A 14,153-nucleotide genomic window follows, 5' to 3' on the forward strand; every position below is an offset into this window, starting at 1 on the left:
GTTTTCAGATAGAATAACCCCAGTAATATCGCGGGTTGAAGCCAACAAGACGGGTGAACACCGGTGAGTGGAACATCGGATTTCGTCCATATATTAACTAAATGACATTGGTTCAGGCTGTGCCGCCGATCACGCTGCTGATTCCGTACATGAGCCTGATTGTATCGCTGAAGCTGTTTAATACATATGGGGCGCTGGTGCTTACTTATATGGTATTTACCCTGCCCTATGCGATATTGATGCTGACGGGGTATTTCAATACGCTTCCGAAGGATCTGGATGAAGCGGTTATGATTGACGGAGGTACCAGATTCAAGGCATTATGGAGCGTCCTTGTACCGCCGTCGGTTCCGGGTCTTGTCTCGGTAGGGATGTACACGTTTATGCAGGCGTGGAATGAGTATTTATTCGCACTGGCATTGACAAAGACCAATGATATGCGTACAGTGCCGGTAGGAATCAATTTGCTGATGGGGCAGCATGCCTATGAGTGGAATCAGATGATGGCGATGAGTGTACTTGGTTCTCTGCCGATTTTATTCCTGTTCCTGTTCTTCCAGAAATATTTCATTGCAGGTATGACGGCAGGATCGGTAAAGAATTAGAAAAGGAGTAGGCAGGATGGACTTGAAACAGAAATATATTGAGGCATATGAGGATCTGGACCGATTGGTTCAGGCAAGGATCAGTGGGGAACGTTATCCGGCGATGGGATATACAAGCAATCTTGACCTGCTATGCGACTTTAAAACGGAACGTCTGAACCGGCTTCTTGAAGAGCATATACCGGGGGTGCAGCTTTCCAAAATGAAAGCGGCACCAAAGATCCGGACGATGCAGGATTTGCTGGAAACAATGGTATATTACTGCTCCAACGGGATCGGCGGGGAGGCCGATGTGGAGAATGTGGAACTTGTAAAAGAGCTCTTTGATTTTAAATACGGCATGGGCGGCACTGCAGTCCAGGCGGCGTTGGCGCTGAGCGGTGTGGGATGCCCGTCGATTGTGCATCTGACGGATGACTCGAAGGAAGTGTGTGATATTTTAGAGACCCCGTGGGTGTACACCGTATCGCGGGAAGGCCGGCTCGTGCATACGGATGAAATCAGGCAGACTCAGGAGCAGGAACCTCATTTCATCATCCAGTTCAAAAAGGGAGATAAAATATGCCTGGGAGGGCAGGAAGTCGTAATCCCGTGCTCGAATCGACTGATACTCACAAAAATCACTGTAAACGAGTTTGTGCCGTTTTCTAAGCCGTATTTTCAGTGGATCGAACAGAATGCCCGAAAGGTAAGCAGCAATGTACTATCCAGTTTTAATGCGCTTTTAGATCCGGAACTTTTAAAGGAGCGGCTGGGCTATACAAAGCAGCATATTGAAAAATACAGAAAAAACAATCCGGAGGGAATCGTCTTTTTCGAAGATGCACATTTCCACAGCATAGATGTGAAAAAGCTCTGCCTGGAAACGGTCGGGGAAAGCGTGGACATTCTGAGTATGAACGAGGAGGAGTTAAATCATACTTTAAATGAAATGTATCATCTGGATGTCCATGTGGACGACATCCTTTCCTGTGTGGAAGGCGCAAAATCAATCCGCAGCATGTTCGGCGTCCGCAGAGGGGTGATCATCCATACGAAAGATTATTCCATGTATGTAGGAGAACCGCTTAAGGCGGATATTGAAAAAGGCTTGATCTATGGAAACCTGCTGGCAACGGCAAAAGCGAAGCATGGCTGGTACGGCACGAAAGAACAGATAAAAGAAGTGCTGGAATTTGGTTTCAGCGACAGGGGCGTGAAGAATTTTCAGGCGGTTCAGGAAAGTAAATACGCAGGGGAAGCTGTTTTGGTCCCATCGAAGTATATTGACAAGCCGAGATATACAATCGGCCTGGGAGACTCTTTTGTGGGCGGCGTACAGATGTGTTTTTAAAATTTGAAGTATAAAAGAAATTTTATTTTTTGGAATTATTGACAGAAAAAAACAGGTGGATTATTATAATAATAGTATTTTATGGAGGTAAGGATTATGTTAATGAATATGAAGGATATTTTGGCTGTTGCGAAGGAAAATAAATTTGCGCTTCCGGCGTTTAATATCAGTGACTATTCTATGTTTCTTGGTATCATGGAGGTGTGTGAAGAGACAAACTCACCGGTTATTATAGAGATTCATCCGGACGAGCTGAGTTTCATCGGCTCAGAGATGGTGACGGCGATCAAAGAGAAAGCATATAAATCACCGATTCCAGTATGTATTCATTTGGATCACTGCAGTGATTTTGGAAAAATTATGTGGGCGATCCAGAGCGGCTTTACTTCTGTAATGTTTGACGGGGCGGAGCTTCCTTTTGAGGAAAATATTGCAGGGACAAAGAAGGTTATCGAGGCGGCGCATCCGGTCAATGTATCTGTTGAGGCGGAACTTGGGACAATTGGCACGACAGACCCGGACGAGATGGAAGGAGGCGCTGCTGAGATCATCTATACAGATCCGGAGGACGCGTTCAAGTTTATCGCTGAGACAGGTGTTGATACGCTGGCAGTCGCAATCGGAACCTGCCATGGCCTGTATCCCGCAGGCATGAAGCCGGAGCTTAAACTGGATATCCTGAAAGAGATCGCATCAAAAGTGGACATTCCGCTGGTGCTTCACGGCGGTTCGAATAACCCGGACAAGGAGATTGGGGAGTCTGTTACACTTGGAATTAATAAGATCAACATTTCTTCCGATATCAAGGCGGCATACTTTGAGAAGATGAGGGAGGTTCTTGAGGACAAGAGCCTAAGAGAGCCGAACGTGATTGAGCCTGAATGCATGAAGGCGATGAAAGAAGTTGCAAAACATAAGCTGGAGTTGTTCCAGACAATCGGAAAAGCGGATTTATATTAAAATAATATACAATAGTCGGGGTGGCAAAGTTGAGTGAGAGGGATTTTCTGAAAAGAGAGGTGCTTGATGTGATCAAGGAGCAGTACGATCTTATTTTTTCCGCCGAGAAGAAGGTGGCGGATTTCGTATTGCAGAATCCTCAGAAAGCAGTAGAATGTAATGTTTCAGAACTTGCAAAACACAGTGGAGTCAGTGATGCTACGATTGTGCGGATGTGCCATCATATCGGATATACGGGATACTACCAGTTCAGGATCACGCTTGCGAGGGACTTGGGAAAGCAGCAGTATAACAGTATTGAGAGCATTGAAAGTAAAGACAGTGTTGAGGCGATGTTCGGGGAATTTGCGAAGTCGATGCTGGTCATGGGAAGAAGGCTGGATCTGGAAGTGATGCGGGCCTGCGTCAATCTGTTGAAAAACTGCAAAGTCGCCCATATCATGGCGGTGGGAAATACGAGTCCTCTGGCGCAGTATATGGGATTCCGTCTGGGACGTCTGGGGATTAAGAGTACATATAATGTCGCGCCGGAATATTTCCTTAACCATGTGAATCTGGCGGATGAAGGTGATATTCTGATTGCCATATCACAGTCGGGTACGTCAAGACAGGTCATCCAGGGGATGGAGCTGGGAAAAGAAAAGGGGCTTAAAATGATCGCCATTACGGCGTGCGGCCAGACGCCTGTATCTGACCTGGCAGATTATGTACTGCTGTCCGCAGGGATTGAAGAACCGTTCAGTTATTACAAGAGTTATGCGCATCTGAATGAAACGGCCATCATTGACGCTTTGCTTAACTTTGTCACCAACGAGGAGCTTATTAAGATGAGACAGGCTGACAAACCGGAGATGATTTTGTCAGAATATAAGATTTAATAAGATCAGGTGGTGCAGGAGGAGAATGTTATGAAACGTTCCAGAATTAATGAAGTGATAAAAGACATGGAAGCCCTGATCAAGGAACATGGATTTGAGATTCCCCCATTTGCAAAATGGAGCGCAAAAGACTGGGAGAATGTCGGGCATGAATATGATGAGATCCGTGATAACTGCCTTGGGTGGGATATTACGGATTATGGGCTTGGAGACTTTGACAAGGTGGGATTCTCGCTGCTGACTATCCGCAACGGAAACCGGAACCAACCGGAAAAATATCCCAAGACTTATGCCGAGAAACTACTCATGCTCTATGCGGGGCAGACGGCTCCGATGCATTTCCACTGGTATAAGATGGAGGACATTATTAACCGCGGGGGAAATGATATCTACATTACTGTGTTTAACGGAGCAAAAGACGGCAGTATGCTTGATACGGATGTGACGGTATATTCCGACGGCAGGGAAGAGGTAGTGCCTGCGGGGACGAAAGTGCTGTTAAAGCCGGGGCAGAGCATTACGATCATGCCATATATGTATCATGACTTTATCGTGCCGGAGACGGGAGGGGCTGTGCTCCTCGGGGAAGTGTCCATGTGTAATGACGATGAGAATGACAATCGTTTTTATGAGCCGATCGGACGTTTTCCGGAAATAGAAGAGGATGAAGCACCGTACCGTTTGCTTTGCAATGAGTATCCGGCGGCTGAGTGAGAAAGATGGTGCGGGTGATACTATATGTATTGAGCTGCCAACGGTCAGATTAGAATTTGTCATATGAGGAGAGGGCGGAAGAATCCGTCCTCTTTTTGATAACGTAAGATTTGCCATAATAACCAAAAAAGACATTTTTTTATTGAACTTGCAGTGCATCACAGGTATAATGGACATATTCGAAGAAAGGAGAGGCATCTTATGAACATGTTATCCATTGAGCAGGAGTTAAAGAACAATTCTTATCCGGGAAGAGGGATCATCCTTGGGAAAAGCGCGGACGGCGAGAGTGCGGCGGCGGCGTACTTTATCATGGGGCGCAGCGTGAACAGCAGGAACCGCATCTTTGTGGAAGACGGGGAAGGAATCCGGACACAGGCGTTTGATCCGGCGAAGCTGACAGACCCGAGCCTGGTGATCTATGCGCCGGTGCGTGTACTCGGCAATAAGACCATCGTGACCAATGGGGACCAGACAGACACGATCTACGAAGGTATGGACAGGCAGATGACATTTGAACAGGCGCTGCGTTCCAGGGAATTTGAGCCGGACGCTCCCAACTATACGCCTCGTATCTCCGGGATCATGCATGTGGAGAACGGAACATATAATTATGCCATGTCGATTTTAAAGAGCAGCAATGGAAATCCGGATAGCTGCAGCCGGTATACATTCGCCTATGAGAACCCGGCGGCGGGGGAAGGGCATTTTATACATACCTATATGCACGACGGCGATCCGCTGCCCAGCTTTGAAGGGGAACCGAAGCTGATCTCCATCCCGGATGACATGGAAGCCTTTACAGAGCTTCTGTGGAACAGTCTGAATGAAGAAAATAAGGTCTCTCTCTTTGTAAGATATATCAATATCAGGAGCGGAAAATACGAAACCAGGATCGTGAACAAGAATCAATAGAAAAAAGAAAGGCAGGAGCTGCGACAGATGAAAGAATTAGAATTAAAATATGGCTGCAACCCGAATCAGAAACCATCCAGGATCTATATGCAGGACGGAAGCGACCTTCCCATTGAAGTACTTTGCGGACGTCCGGGATACATCAACTTTCTGGATGCATTCAACGGCTGGCTGCTGGTGAGTGAGATGAAGAAAGCCACCGGGCTTCCGGCTGCGACTTCCTTCAAGCATGTCTCCCCCGCAGGCGCCGCGGTGGGCCTGCCGCTCTCAGAGACACTTGCGAAGATCTACTGGGTGGATGACTTAGGAGAGCTTTCTCCGCTTGCGTGCGCCTATGCAAGGGCCAGGGGGGCTGACCGGATGTCCTCCTTCGGAGATTTCATCGCGTTGTCAGACGTGTGCGACGCAGATACGGCAAGGCTGATCAAACGTGAGGTATCCGACGGCGTGATCGCGCCGGGATATGAGCCGGAGGCGCTGGAGCTGTTAAAGCAGAAGAAAAAAGGAAACTATAACGTGATTCAGATTGACCCCTCTTACGAGCCGGCGCCGCTGGAGCACAAGGAAGTATTCGGAATCACATTTGAACAGGGAAGAAATGAATTAAAGATCGACGACGAGTTTTTTGCGAAGGTGGTAACCGCCAACAAAGAGATTCCGGAAAATGCAAAGAGGGATCTGGCGATCTCCATGATCACACTGAAATATACCCAGTCCAATTCCGTATGCTATGTAAAAGACGGACAGGCGATCGGGATCGGAGCCGGGCAGCAGTCCAGAATCCACTGTACCCGTCTGGCGGGCCAGAAAGCGGACAACTGGTGGTTAAGACAGGCGCCGCAGGTTCTGGGTCTGCAGTTTAAGGAGGGCATCGGACGGGCGGACCGGGACAATGCCATTGACCTGTATATCGGAGAAGAGTATATGGACGTTCTTGCGGACGGCGTATGGGAGAAGACCTTCCAGGTAAAACCGGACGTATTTACAAGGGAAGAGAAGCGGGCATGGCTGGACAAGATGACCGACGTATCCCTGGGGTCTGACGCGTTTTTCCCGTTTGGGGACAACATTGAGCGGGCTCATAAGAGCGGAGTAAAATATGTGGCGCAGCCCGGAGGTTCCGTGCGGGACGACCATGTGATTGAGGCATGCGACAAATACGGCATGGCAATGGCGTTTACGGGACTCCGTCTGTTCCATCATTAAGAAGAAAAAGCGGAGGCAGGCATGGTATTGGAATCAAAAAGCCCGGAGGATACATTTCAGATCGGGATGCGTCTCGGGCAACTGGCGAAAGCGGGAGAAGTATACACGCTGACCGGTGACCTGGGAGTCGGAAAAACCGTATTTACACAGGGATTTGCGAAGGGGCTGGGGATTGATGAGCCCGTGAACAGCCCCACCTTTACGATCCTGCAGATCTATGAGGGCGGCAGGCTGCCCCTGTACCATTTTGACGTTTACCGGATCGGAAGCGTGGAAGAGATGGACGAGACCGGGTTTGAAGAATATATGACGGGAGAAGGGGTTTCCCTGATCGAATGGGCGGACCTGATCCGGGAAATCCTGCCCGGAGAGCGCACCCGGATCCGGATCGAAAAGGATCTGGAAAAGGGGTTTGACTATCGACGGATTACGGTTGAAGCGGCAGAAGAGTGTTTGGATTGATCCTGCCGCAAGCTGATGTGGCATTTATAGGCGATTCCGTATATCAGACATGGAAAGAAAGGATGTATGACATGAAGGTGCTGGCAATAGACAGTTCCGGGCTGACGGCATCGGTTGCCGTTGTGGAAGACAGCCGCACGATAGCGGAATATACGGTGGATTATAAAAAGACGCATTCCCAGACTTTGCTGCCCATGATCGATGAGGTGGCAAAGATGACGGAGCTGGAACTCTCGGACATAGACGCCATAGCCGTGTCAGGAGGGCCCGGGTCATTTACCGGGCTCAGGATCGGTTCGGCCACGGCGAAGGGGCTGGGGCTTGCACTGGATAAGCCGCTGATCCATGTGCCTACGGTAGACGGGCTTGCCTACCAGGTGTACGGCTGCGGGGATATCATCTGTCCCATCATGGACGCGCGCAGGAACCAGGTCTACACGGGAATCTATACATTCTCCGCAAAGGCGGGAAAAAAAGAAGGAACCCGGGAGGTGGAGCCTGTTTTTCAGGTGCTGCGAATGCAGATGGCCATTGCCGTGGAGGATCTGATCCGACGGCTGAACAACTATAACAGGCCGGTGGTGTTCCTGGGGGACGGAGTGCCGGTTTACCGGGAAATGCTGTCTGCGGGACTTGAGGTTCCCTATTCGTTTGCGCCCTCCTATATGAACCGGCAGCGGGCGGCCGTGATCGGCGCGCTGGGAATCCGTTATTACAAAGCGGGAAAATATGAAACCGCTATGGAGCATCAGCCGGAATACCTGCGGCAGTCCCAGGCGGAGCGGGAGCGTGCCCAGCGGGAGCGGACGGCAAAGACCCTGATCCGGGAGATGAAAGCCGAGGACGCGGCGGCTGTCGCGGAGATTGAGTATCAGACATTTCCGGATCATTGGAGTCAGAATGCCGTACTGGATACACTCTCAAACCCGCAGACCGTCTGCCTGCTTGCGGAAAAGGCGGGCAAGGCCGCGGGATATCTGCTTGCCTATCTGGCAGGCGGCGAGGCGGAGATCGCCCGGATCGCCGTGCCGGAAGGGTTGAAAAGGCAGGGTATTGGGAAAAAACTGCTGCAGCTTCTGGAGGAGACCTGTAAAGAGAAGCAGGTCGGAAGGCTTCTTCTGGATGTGCGGGAAAGCAACCGGGAGGCAAGGGCGTTTTATCAAAAAATGGCGTTCCAGGAGGACGGGGTACGGAAAGGATTCTACCAGTCGCCGGCGGAGGACGCGGTACTGATGAGCAGGGAGCTGTAGAGGAGATGCCAGGCAGCATATTGCTGTTCATCCCGCTGGTGCCGGATATCCAGCCATGGGAACGTTTCCCAGTGGGAAACAGAAGAGAAAACAGTTATAATTTAGGCGTAACAGAACTCACAGAGTATTTGATCATACGGAGGAGGAGGATTGTATGCGCCAATATTGTCATATAAAAAAAACGGAAGAGATCAAAGAGGTCAGCAGGATGATCTGCAACCAATGCGGGAAAGAGATTCCGGTTGTGAACGGCCAGGCCCGGGAAGGGGTGTTCAGCGCGGACTATAGCTGGGGATATTTTTCGGAAAAGGACGGGGAGAGGCATTCCTTCGAGCTGTGCGAGGAATGCTATGACGCCCTGCTGAAGGGGTTTCGCATACCGGCTGAAATAGAAGAACAGTGGTGAATGCTGTTCAAACCATTTGCTTTGACGGAGGAATGGAGAGGATTATGTTAGATGTATGTTTGCTTGGATGCGGCGGGATGATGCCGCTTCCTTACCGCTGGCTGACTGCGCTGATGACCAGGTTCAACGGCAGCAGCCTTCTGATCGACTGCGGGGAGGGTACGCAGATCGCAATCAAAGAGAAGGGATGGAGCTTTAAACCCATCGATGTACTTTGCTTTACACATTATCATGGAGATCATATCAGCGGCCTTCCGGGGCTGCTTCTTACGATGGGAAATGCGGAACGCCGGGAGCCTCTGACCATGATCGGCCCGAAAGGCTTGGAGTGGGTGGTCAATTCGCTCCGCGTGATCGCCCCGGAGCTGCCGTTCCCAATCCATTTTCAGGAGATTGAGGGGGCAGAACAGACTTTTGAAATGGAAGGCTACCGTCTGCAGGCATTTCGTGTCAACCACAATATTCCATGCTATGGATATTCTCTGGAGATTGACCGGGCCGGGAAGTTCGACCCGGAACGGGCTATGGCCCAGGAGATCCCTCAGAAGTACTGGCGGTATCTGCAGAAGGGGGAATCCGTGGAATCGGAGGAAGGGCGTCTGCTGACGCCGGACATGGTGCTTGGGCCGCCGCGAAAAGGAATCAAGCTGACATACACGACAGATACCCGGCCCACGCGTTCCATCGTGGAACACGCGGAACAATCGGATTTGTTTATCTGCGAAGGGATGTATGGGGAAAAGGAAAAAGCGGCCAAGGCCGTGGAGTATAAGCACATGACATTTTACGAGGCTGCGCAGCTTGCAAAGGATGCCCGGGTGAAGGAAATGTGGCTGACCCATTACAGCCCGTCCATGACCAGGGCGGAGGTGTACATGGATGAGGTGCGGAAGATCTTTCCTGCGGCAAAGGCGGGAAAGGATAAAATGTCGGTTACGATGAAGTTTGAGTAGGTGGGGATATGAAAGAAATCAGGGATATGAATATACTGGCAATCGAAAGCTCCTGTGATGAGACGGCCGCGGCAGTGGTGCACAACGGGAGGGAGGTCTGTTCGAATATCATTTCCTCCCAGATCGACCTGCACAAGCTGTACGGCGGCGTGGTTCCTGAGATCGCGTCCCGGAAGCATATTGAGAAGATCAACCAGGTCATTGAGGAAGCCTTAAAGGAGGCTGAGGTGACGCTGGAGGATATTGACGCCGTGGCCGTGACCTACGGCCCCGGTCTGGTGGGCGCACTGCTTGTAGGCGTGGCGGAGGCCAAGGCCATTGCCTATGCCAGGCATCTGCCGCTGATCGGCGTCCATCATATCGAAGGGCACATTTCCGCGAATTATATTGAGCATCCGGATCTGGAGCCGCCCTTTTTGTGTCTGGTTGTATCCGGAGGGCATACCCATCTGGTCTGCGTGCGGGATTATGGGACCTATGAGATCCTGGGGCGAACCCGGGACGACGCGGCAGGGGAAGCCTACGACAAGGTGGCCCGGGCCATCGGACTGGGATATCCCGGCGGACCGAAGATCGACCGGCTGGCGAAGGAGGGCGATCCGGACGCGATTCCATTTCCCAGGGCGCATATTGCGGACGCGCCATTTGATTTCAGCTTCAGCGGGCTGAAGTCTGCGGTTCTCAATTATATCAACGGCTGTCAGATGAAGGGAGAAACCTTCCGGCCTGCAGATGTGGCAGCATCCTTCCAGAAGGCGGTGGTGGATGTGCTGGTGGAGCATTCGATGAAAGCTGCGGAGGAATACGGGATGGGAAGATTTGCCATTGCCGGGGGCGTGGCTTCCAACAGCGCGCTGCGGGAAAGCATGAAAAAGGCGTGTGAGGAGCGAAATCTGAAATTCTACCATCCTTCGCCCATCTTCTGCACGGACAACGCGGCTATGATCGGGGCGGCGGGATATTATGAGTACCTGGCCGGAACCCGGCACGGGTGGGATCTGAATGCGGTGCCGAATCTGAAGCTGGGGGAGCGTTGACTGGCTGTACAGGGATAACAGGATATATTGTGATAAAAATGGGTTGCATACTATATGTTGTGGCCCGGTCGATCGGCTGTGACGAGATACCTTGGGTATACCTTGCGAAGCGGTCAATCGGCTATGACGAGATGCGCCTGGGTATATTGTATTCCATATGGAGATCAGATAGGGGGGCACAATGGAAAAATCGTATTGTACCGCGGTCGTCCTGGCAGCAGGCAGGGGGAACCGCATGGGAACGGAAGTGCATAAGCAATATCTTCTTCTGGCAGGAAAGCCGATCGTCTGCTATTCGCTGCAGGTATTCCAGGAATCAGATATCATTGACGAGATCATCCTGGTGACCGGGGAAGGAGAAGAGGACTACTGCCGGAAGAATTTTGTGGAGACATACGGGATCACCAAGGTGAGCAGGATCGTGGCAGGCGGAAAAGAGCGTTTTCATTCGGTCTGGAACGGACTTCGGGAGACCAGGGAGGACGGATATGTGTTTATCCACGATTCCGCGCGTCCGTTTGTAGATGAGGAAATGCTGTCACGGCTGTATGAAATCGTGCGGCTGGACAAGGCATGCGTGGCCGGGATGCCGGTGAAGGATACGATCAAGATCGTGGATCCGGAATGCAAGGTAAGGGACACACCGGACCGCGGCACGCTGTGGATGGTGCAGACACCCCAGGTATTTGAGACAAAGCTTGTAAAACAGGCGTATAAAATGCTGATACAGGATCAGGAGAAGCAGGCCCGGGGAGAATCCGGCGGCTCCCGCCGCAGAGGATATACCGTGACAGATGACGCGGGCGCAGTAGAGATCATGCTGAGACATCCGGTGAGGATGGTGAAGGGATCCTACAAAAATATAAAGATCACCACTCCGGAGGATCTGGAAGTGGGAGAGGTATTTGCCGGCCGGGGGAATTCCTGACCGGCCTTTTCTGATGTAAAACGGGGCGGCAGATTTATATGGCGTTTCGGAACTGTCCCGAAGAAAAAACACGAACTATTTGCAGATTATTTTGGGATTGTTTTTAGTATAAACACGATTCAGGACATTGATTACATGCATATGCGGACAGATTAAATGGTAAAATAATGTTCGTGTGTATATTCAGAAGTTTAGGAACTGTATAAGTAATTCCCATACAGTTCCTCAGAATATGATGAGAGAAGGAGCTTTCATAGTATGAGCGCAGGAACAGAATTTTTGGCAGTTGTTATGGAAAAACTCCGGGGGAGGATCCGGGAGCTGGACGAAACGATAGAATTTGTGCAGAAGGATATCGAGGGGATGCACGAATATTATTGGGAAAATTATACGGAGATGGACCAGTACGGCTACGAGAATTTTGATAACAGCCAGGCTCTTCTGACACAGATCAATGCAAATCAGGAGAATCTGAATATGAGGCGGCGACTGAAAAGGATGCTGGATTCTCCGTTTTTCGGAAGAGTAGATTTTATCTATGACGGCGATGACGAGGCGGAAACCTTCCATATTGGGATTGGAAATTTTTCAGAAAAGCGGGGCGGGATCCCTCTGATCTATGACTGGCGCGCTCCGGTCAGCGGTTTGTTTTACGATTATGACAGGGGGCCTGCGTCCTATGAGGCACCGAGCGGGAGGATGCATGGGGAGATCAGCTCCAAATGGCAATACAAGATCCGGGGCGGCAGGATGATCTATGAATTTGAGAGTGATATGAAGATAGACGACGACATCCTGAAACAGGAGTTGGGAACCAACAGCGATACTCAGTTGAAAAATATTGTGCGCACGATCCAGAAGGAGCAGAACGCCATTATCCGGAATACAAAGGATAAGGTCCTGGTGATCCAGGGGGCGGCGGGAAGCGGAAAAACCTCTGTAGCCCTGCACCGAATCGCCTATCTGCTGTACCATGACCGGGAGAACTTACGTTCCTCGAATATACTGGTGCTGTCGCCGAACAGCGTATTTTCAGATTACATTTCCCATATCCTTCCGGAGCTGGGGGAGGAAAATATCCGGGAAATGAGTCTTGACCTGTTTGCGTATCGGGAATTGAAGGATACGGTCGCTGACTGCGAGGACAGATACCATCAGATCGAGCGTCAGATCCGGGAAGGATGCGCGGGCAGAGACCGTCAGGCCAGGGAAGCACGTTACCGCTGGAAGCAGTCGAAGGAATTTGTACAGTGCGTGGAAGGATTTCTTGTGGAGCTGGAGGACCGTCTGGTGGATTTCCAAAATGTGGAATATAAGGGCATGGAGAAAAAGGCGGAGGAGATCCTGAAGCTGTTCTACCACAAATTCTCCGGAGTGCCGCTGCTGTCCAGAATGGATGCAGTAATGGAGTGTTTTGTGGATGAATATGAGACGCTCCATGATAAAACACTTCCGGAAGAAGAATTGCTGGTGATCCGGGAGAGATTTGAGAGTCTCTATGTGACCACGGATCTGTATGTGATCTATAACTGGCTGCTGGAGGATTCCGGATATCCGGCGCTGAGGGATGTACCGGCGGAGAAGCGATTTTTGAAATATGAGGATGTGTATCCCCTGCTGTATCTGAAATACCGGCTTCTGACCGGGGCGGCGCGCCGGAACATCCGCCATCTGGTCATTGATGAAATGCAGGATTATTCCTATCTGCAGTATGTGATCCTGGGGCTTTTGTTCCCGTGCAATATGACGATCCTGGGCGACCGCGCACAGACGGTGGATCAGGAGCCGATGGATGTGCTGACCTTTCTTCCGGAAATATTCGGCAGGAAGATCCGGTGCATTGAGATGAAAAAAAGCTATCGGAACACGGCGGAGATCGCGGAATATGCAGGAAAGATCACGGGAATTGAGGGAGTAGAGTATTTCCAGAGGCATGGGAAGGCTGTGGAGGAGAGACGGCTGGCATCCAGGGAAGAAGCGCTGGATGAGGTGCTGCGGCAGGTACGGCTGATAAGGCTGGAAGCGGAAGCGGCCGGGGAAGAACGTGGAACAGACGAACGGCGGGAAATGCCTGGGGCAGAGGAAATGAGAGGAGCTTCCAAAGCAGGCCCAACGAGAGAAAAGAGCAGTGCAGAAAGTGGATCAGAAATAGAATATGAGAATGCAGCCGTCCTGACGATGACGGAAGAGGAAGCAATCGACGCATACCGTTATCTCAAGGAACGGCGGGAGGACGTATATTATATCGACAGGGACAGCAGCCTGTTCCAGAAGGGGATTACGGTAACTACCTTTTATCTGGCGAAGGGACTGGAATTTGACCAGGTGTTTGTGCTGGGCGGCGAGAAGGAAAGTCCGCTGTTTCAGCAGTTCCGGTATATCTGCGCGACACGGGCTCTGCATGAGCTGTATGTATATGATTTTGGGGCGTAACGGTCTGAATACCAGTTTTTATGAGCATCCTCCCGACCAAGCAGCGTGGTGATTGGCCGGGGGGTGACATATA

General features: G+C 50.8%; 14 protein-coding genes. All 14 read left to right on the plus strand.

The features are described 5' to 3' along the window. Positions 1 to 101: 101 nt before the first annotated feature. Positions 102 to 605 (plus strand): carbohydrate ABC transporter permease, encoded by a 504-nt coding sequence (locus tag EBB54_RS00665; RefSeq protein WP_330554308.1) that lies wholly within the window; start codon positions 102 to 104, stop codon positions 603 to 605. A 16-nt stretch (positions 606 to 621) separates the two neighbouring features. Continuing rightward, on the plus strand, positions 622 to 1,938 hold the full coding sequence (locus EBB54_RS00670; RefSeq protein ID WP_125125951.1) for an ADP-dependent glucokinase/phosphofructokinase: 1,317 nt from the start codon (positions 622 to 624) through the stop codon (positions 1,936 to 1,938). Positions 1,939 to 2,034: 96 nt separating this feature from the next. Then, entirely contained in the window at positions 2,035 to 2,898 is an 864-nt protein-coding gene (locus EBB54_RS00675) for a ketose-bisphosphate aldolase (RefSeq protein WP_125125952.1), read from the plus strand. Positions 2,899 to 2,918: 20 nt separating this feature from the next. Beyond that, positions 2,919 to 3,776 (plus strand): MurR/RpiR family transcriptional regulator, encoded by an 858-nt coding sequence (locus tag EBB54_RS00680; RefSeq protein ID WP_334295272.1) that lies wholly within the window; start codon positions 2,919 to 2,921, stop codon positions 3,774 to 3,776. Positions 3,777 to 3,806: 30 nt separating this feature from the next. Beyond that, a complete protein-coding gene (locus EBB54_RS00685) occupies positions 3,807 to 4,490 on the plus strand; it encodes a D-lyxose/D-mannose family sugar isomerase (RefSeq protein WP_125125954.1) in 684 nt (227 codons plus the stop codon). A 201-nt stretch (positions 4,491 to 4,691) separates the two neighbouring features. Next, positions 4,692 to 5,405, plus strand: coding sequence for an IMP cyclohydrolase (locus EBB54_RS00690; protein ID WP_004077554.1), 714 nt, complete (start codon positions 4,692 to 4,694; stop codon positions 5,403 to 5,405). A gap of 27 nt (positions 5,406 to 5,432) precedes the next feature. Beyond that, on the plus strand, positions 5,433 to 6,611 hold the full coding sequence (locus tag EBB54_RS00695) for a phosphoribosylaminoimidazolecarboxamide formyltransferase (RefSeq protein WP_125125955.1): 1,179 nt from the start codon (positions 5,433 to 5,435) through the stop codon (positions 6,609 to 6,611). Between the two features lie 21 nt (positions 6,612 to 6,632). Next, positions 6,633 to 7,073 carry a tRNA (adenosine(37)-N6)-threonylcarbamoyltransferase complex ATPase subunit type 1 TsaE gene (gene tsaE, locus EBB54_RS00700; protein ID WP_125125956.1) on the plus strand — a complete coding sequence of 147 codons (441 nt, stop codon included), beginning with the start codon at positions 6,633 to 6,635 and terminating at the stop codon, positions 7,071 to 7,073. A 71-nt stretch (positions 7,074 to 7,144) separates the two neighbouring features. Further along, positions 7,145 to 8,323 (plus strand): tRNA (adenosine(37)-N6)-threonylcarbamoyltransferase complex dimerization subunit type 1 TsaB, encoded by a 1,179-nt coding sequence (gene tsaB, locus EBB54_RS00705; RefSeq protein ID WP_125130524.1) that lies wholly within the window; start codon positions 7,145 to 7,147, stop codon positions 8,321 to 8,323. Positions 8,324 to 8,477: 154 nt separating this feature from the next. Then, on the plus strand, positions 8,478 to 8,729 hold the full coding sequence (locus EBB54_RS00710) for a hypothetical protein (protein WP_004077549.1): 252 nt from the start codon (positions 8,478 to 8,480) through the stop codon (positions 8,727 to 8,729). Positions 8,730 to 8,773: 44 nt separating this feature from the next. Beyond that, the gene (locus EBB54_RS00715; protein WP_004077547.1) at positions 8,774 to 9,682 is read left to right on the plus strand and encodes a ribonuclease Z; all 909 of its coding nucleotides are present in this window, start codon (positions 8,774 to 8,776) and stop codon (positions 9,680 to 9,682) included. Between the two features lie 8 nt (positions 9,683 to 9,690). Continuing rightward, a complete protein-coding gene (gene tsaD, locus EBB54_RS00720) occupies positions 9,691 to 10,719 on the plus strand; it encodes a tRNA (adenosine(37)-N6)-threonylcarbamoyltransferase complex transferase subunit TsaD (RefSeq protein WP_125125957.1) in 1,029 nt (342 codons plus the stop codon). A gap of 181 nt (positions 10,720 to 10,900) precedes the next feature. Next, positions 10,901 to 11,647 carry a 2-C-methyl-D-erythritol 4-phosphate cytidylyltransferase gene (ispD, locus tag EBB54_RS00725; RefSeq protein WP_125125958.1) on the plus strand — a complete coding sequence of 249 codons (747 nt, stop codon included), beginning with the start codon at positions 10,901 to 10,903 and terminating at the stop codon, positions 11,645 to 11,647. A gap of 258 nt (positions 11,648 to 11,905) precedes the next feature. Next, positions 11,906 to 14,080 carry a HelD family protein gene (locus tag EBB54_RS00730; RefSeq protein ID WP_125125959.1) on the plus strand — a complete coding sequence of 725 codons (2,175 nt, stop codon included), beginning with the start codon at positions 11,906 to 11,908 and terminating at the stop codon, positions 14,078 to 14,080. Positions 14,081 to 14,153 lie beyond the last annotated feature (73 nt).

It is taken from the genome of Schaedlerella arabinosiphila, assembly GCF_003885045.1.
Classification (GTDB): Bacteria; Bacillota; Clostridia; order Lachnospirales; family Lachnospiraceae; genus Schaedlerella; species Schaedlerella arabinosiphila.

Excerpts from the sequence above, each read along its gene's own strand:
- EBB54_RS00665 (WP_330554308.1), top strand. The coding sequence starts at position 102 with ATGACATTGGTTCAGGCTGTGCCGCCGATCACGCTGCTGATTCCGTAC.
- EBB54_RS00670 (WP_125125951.1), top strand. The coding sequence starts at position 622 with ATGGACTTGAAACAGAAATATATTGAGGCATATGAGGATCTGGACCGA.
- EBB54_RS00675 (WP_125125952.1), top strand. The coding sequence starts at position 2,035 with ATGTTAATGAATATGAAGGATATTTTGGCTGTTGCGAAGGAAAATAAA.
- EBB54_RS00685 (WP_125125954.1), top strand. The coding sequence starts at position 3,807 with ATGAAACGTTCCAGAATTAATGAAGTGATAAAAGACATGGAAGCCCTG.
- EBB54_RS00690 (WP_004077554.1), top strand. The coding sequence starts at position 4,692 with ATGAACATGTTATCCATTGAGCAGGAGTTAAAGAACAATTCTTATCCG.
- EBB54_RS00695 (WP_125125955.1), top strand. The coding sequence starts at position 5,433 with ATGAAAGAATTAGAATTAAAATATGGCTGCAACCCGAATCAGAAACCA.
- tsaE (WP_125125956.1), top strand. The coding sequence starts at position 6,633 with ATGGTATTGGAATCAAAAAGCCCGGAGGATACATTTCAGATCGGGATG.
- tsaB (WP_125130524.1), top strand. The coding sequence starts at position 7,145 with ATGAAGGTGCTGGCAATAGACAGTTCCGGGCTGACGGCATCGGTTGCC.
- EBB54_RS00710 (WP_004077549.1), top strand. The coding sequence starts at position 8,478 with ATGCGCCAATATTGTCATATAAAAAAAACGGAAGAGATCAAAGAGGTC.
- EBB54_RS00715 (WP_004077547.1), top strand. The coding sequence starts at position 8,774 with ATGTTAGATGTATGTTTGCTTGGATGCGGCGGGATGATGCCGCTTCCT.
- tsaD (WP_125125957.1), top strand. The coding sequence starts at position 9,691 with ATGAAAGAAATCAGGGATATGAATATACTGGCAATCGAAAGCTCCTGT.
- ispD (WP_125125958.1), top strand. The coding sequence starts at position 10,901 with ATGGAAAAATCGTATTGTACCGCGGTCGTCCTGGCAGCAGGCAGGGGG.
- EBB54_RS00730 (WP_125125959.1), top strand. The coding sequence starts at position 11,906 with ATGAGCGCAGGAACAGAATTTTTGGCAGTTGTTATGGAAAAACTCCGG.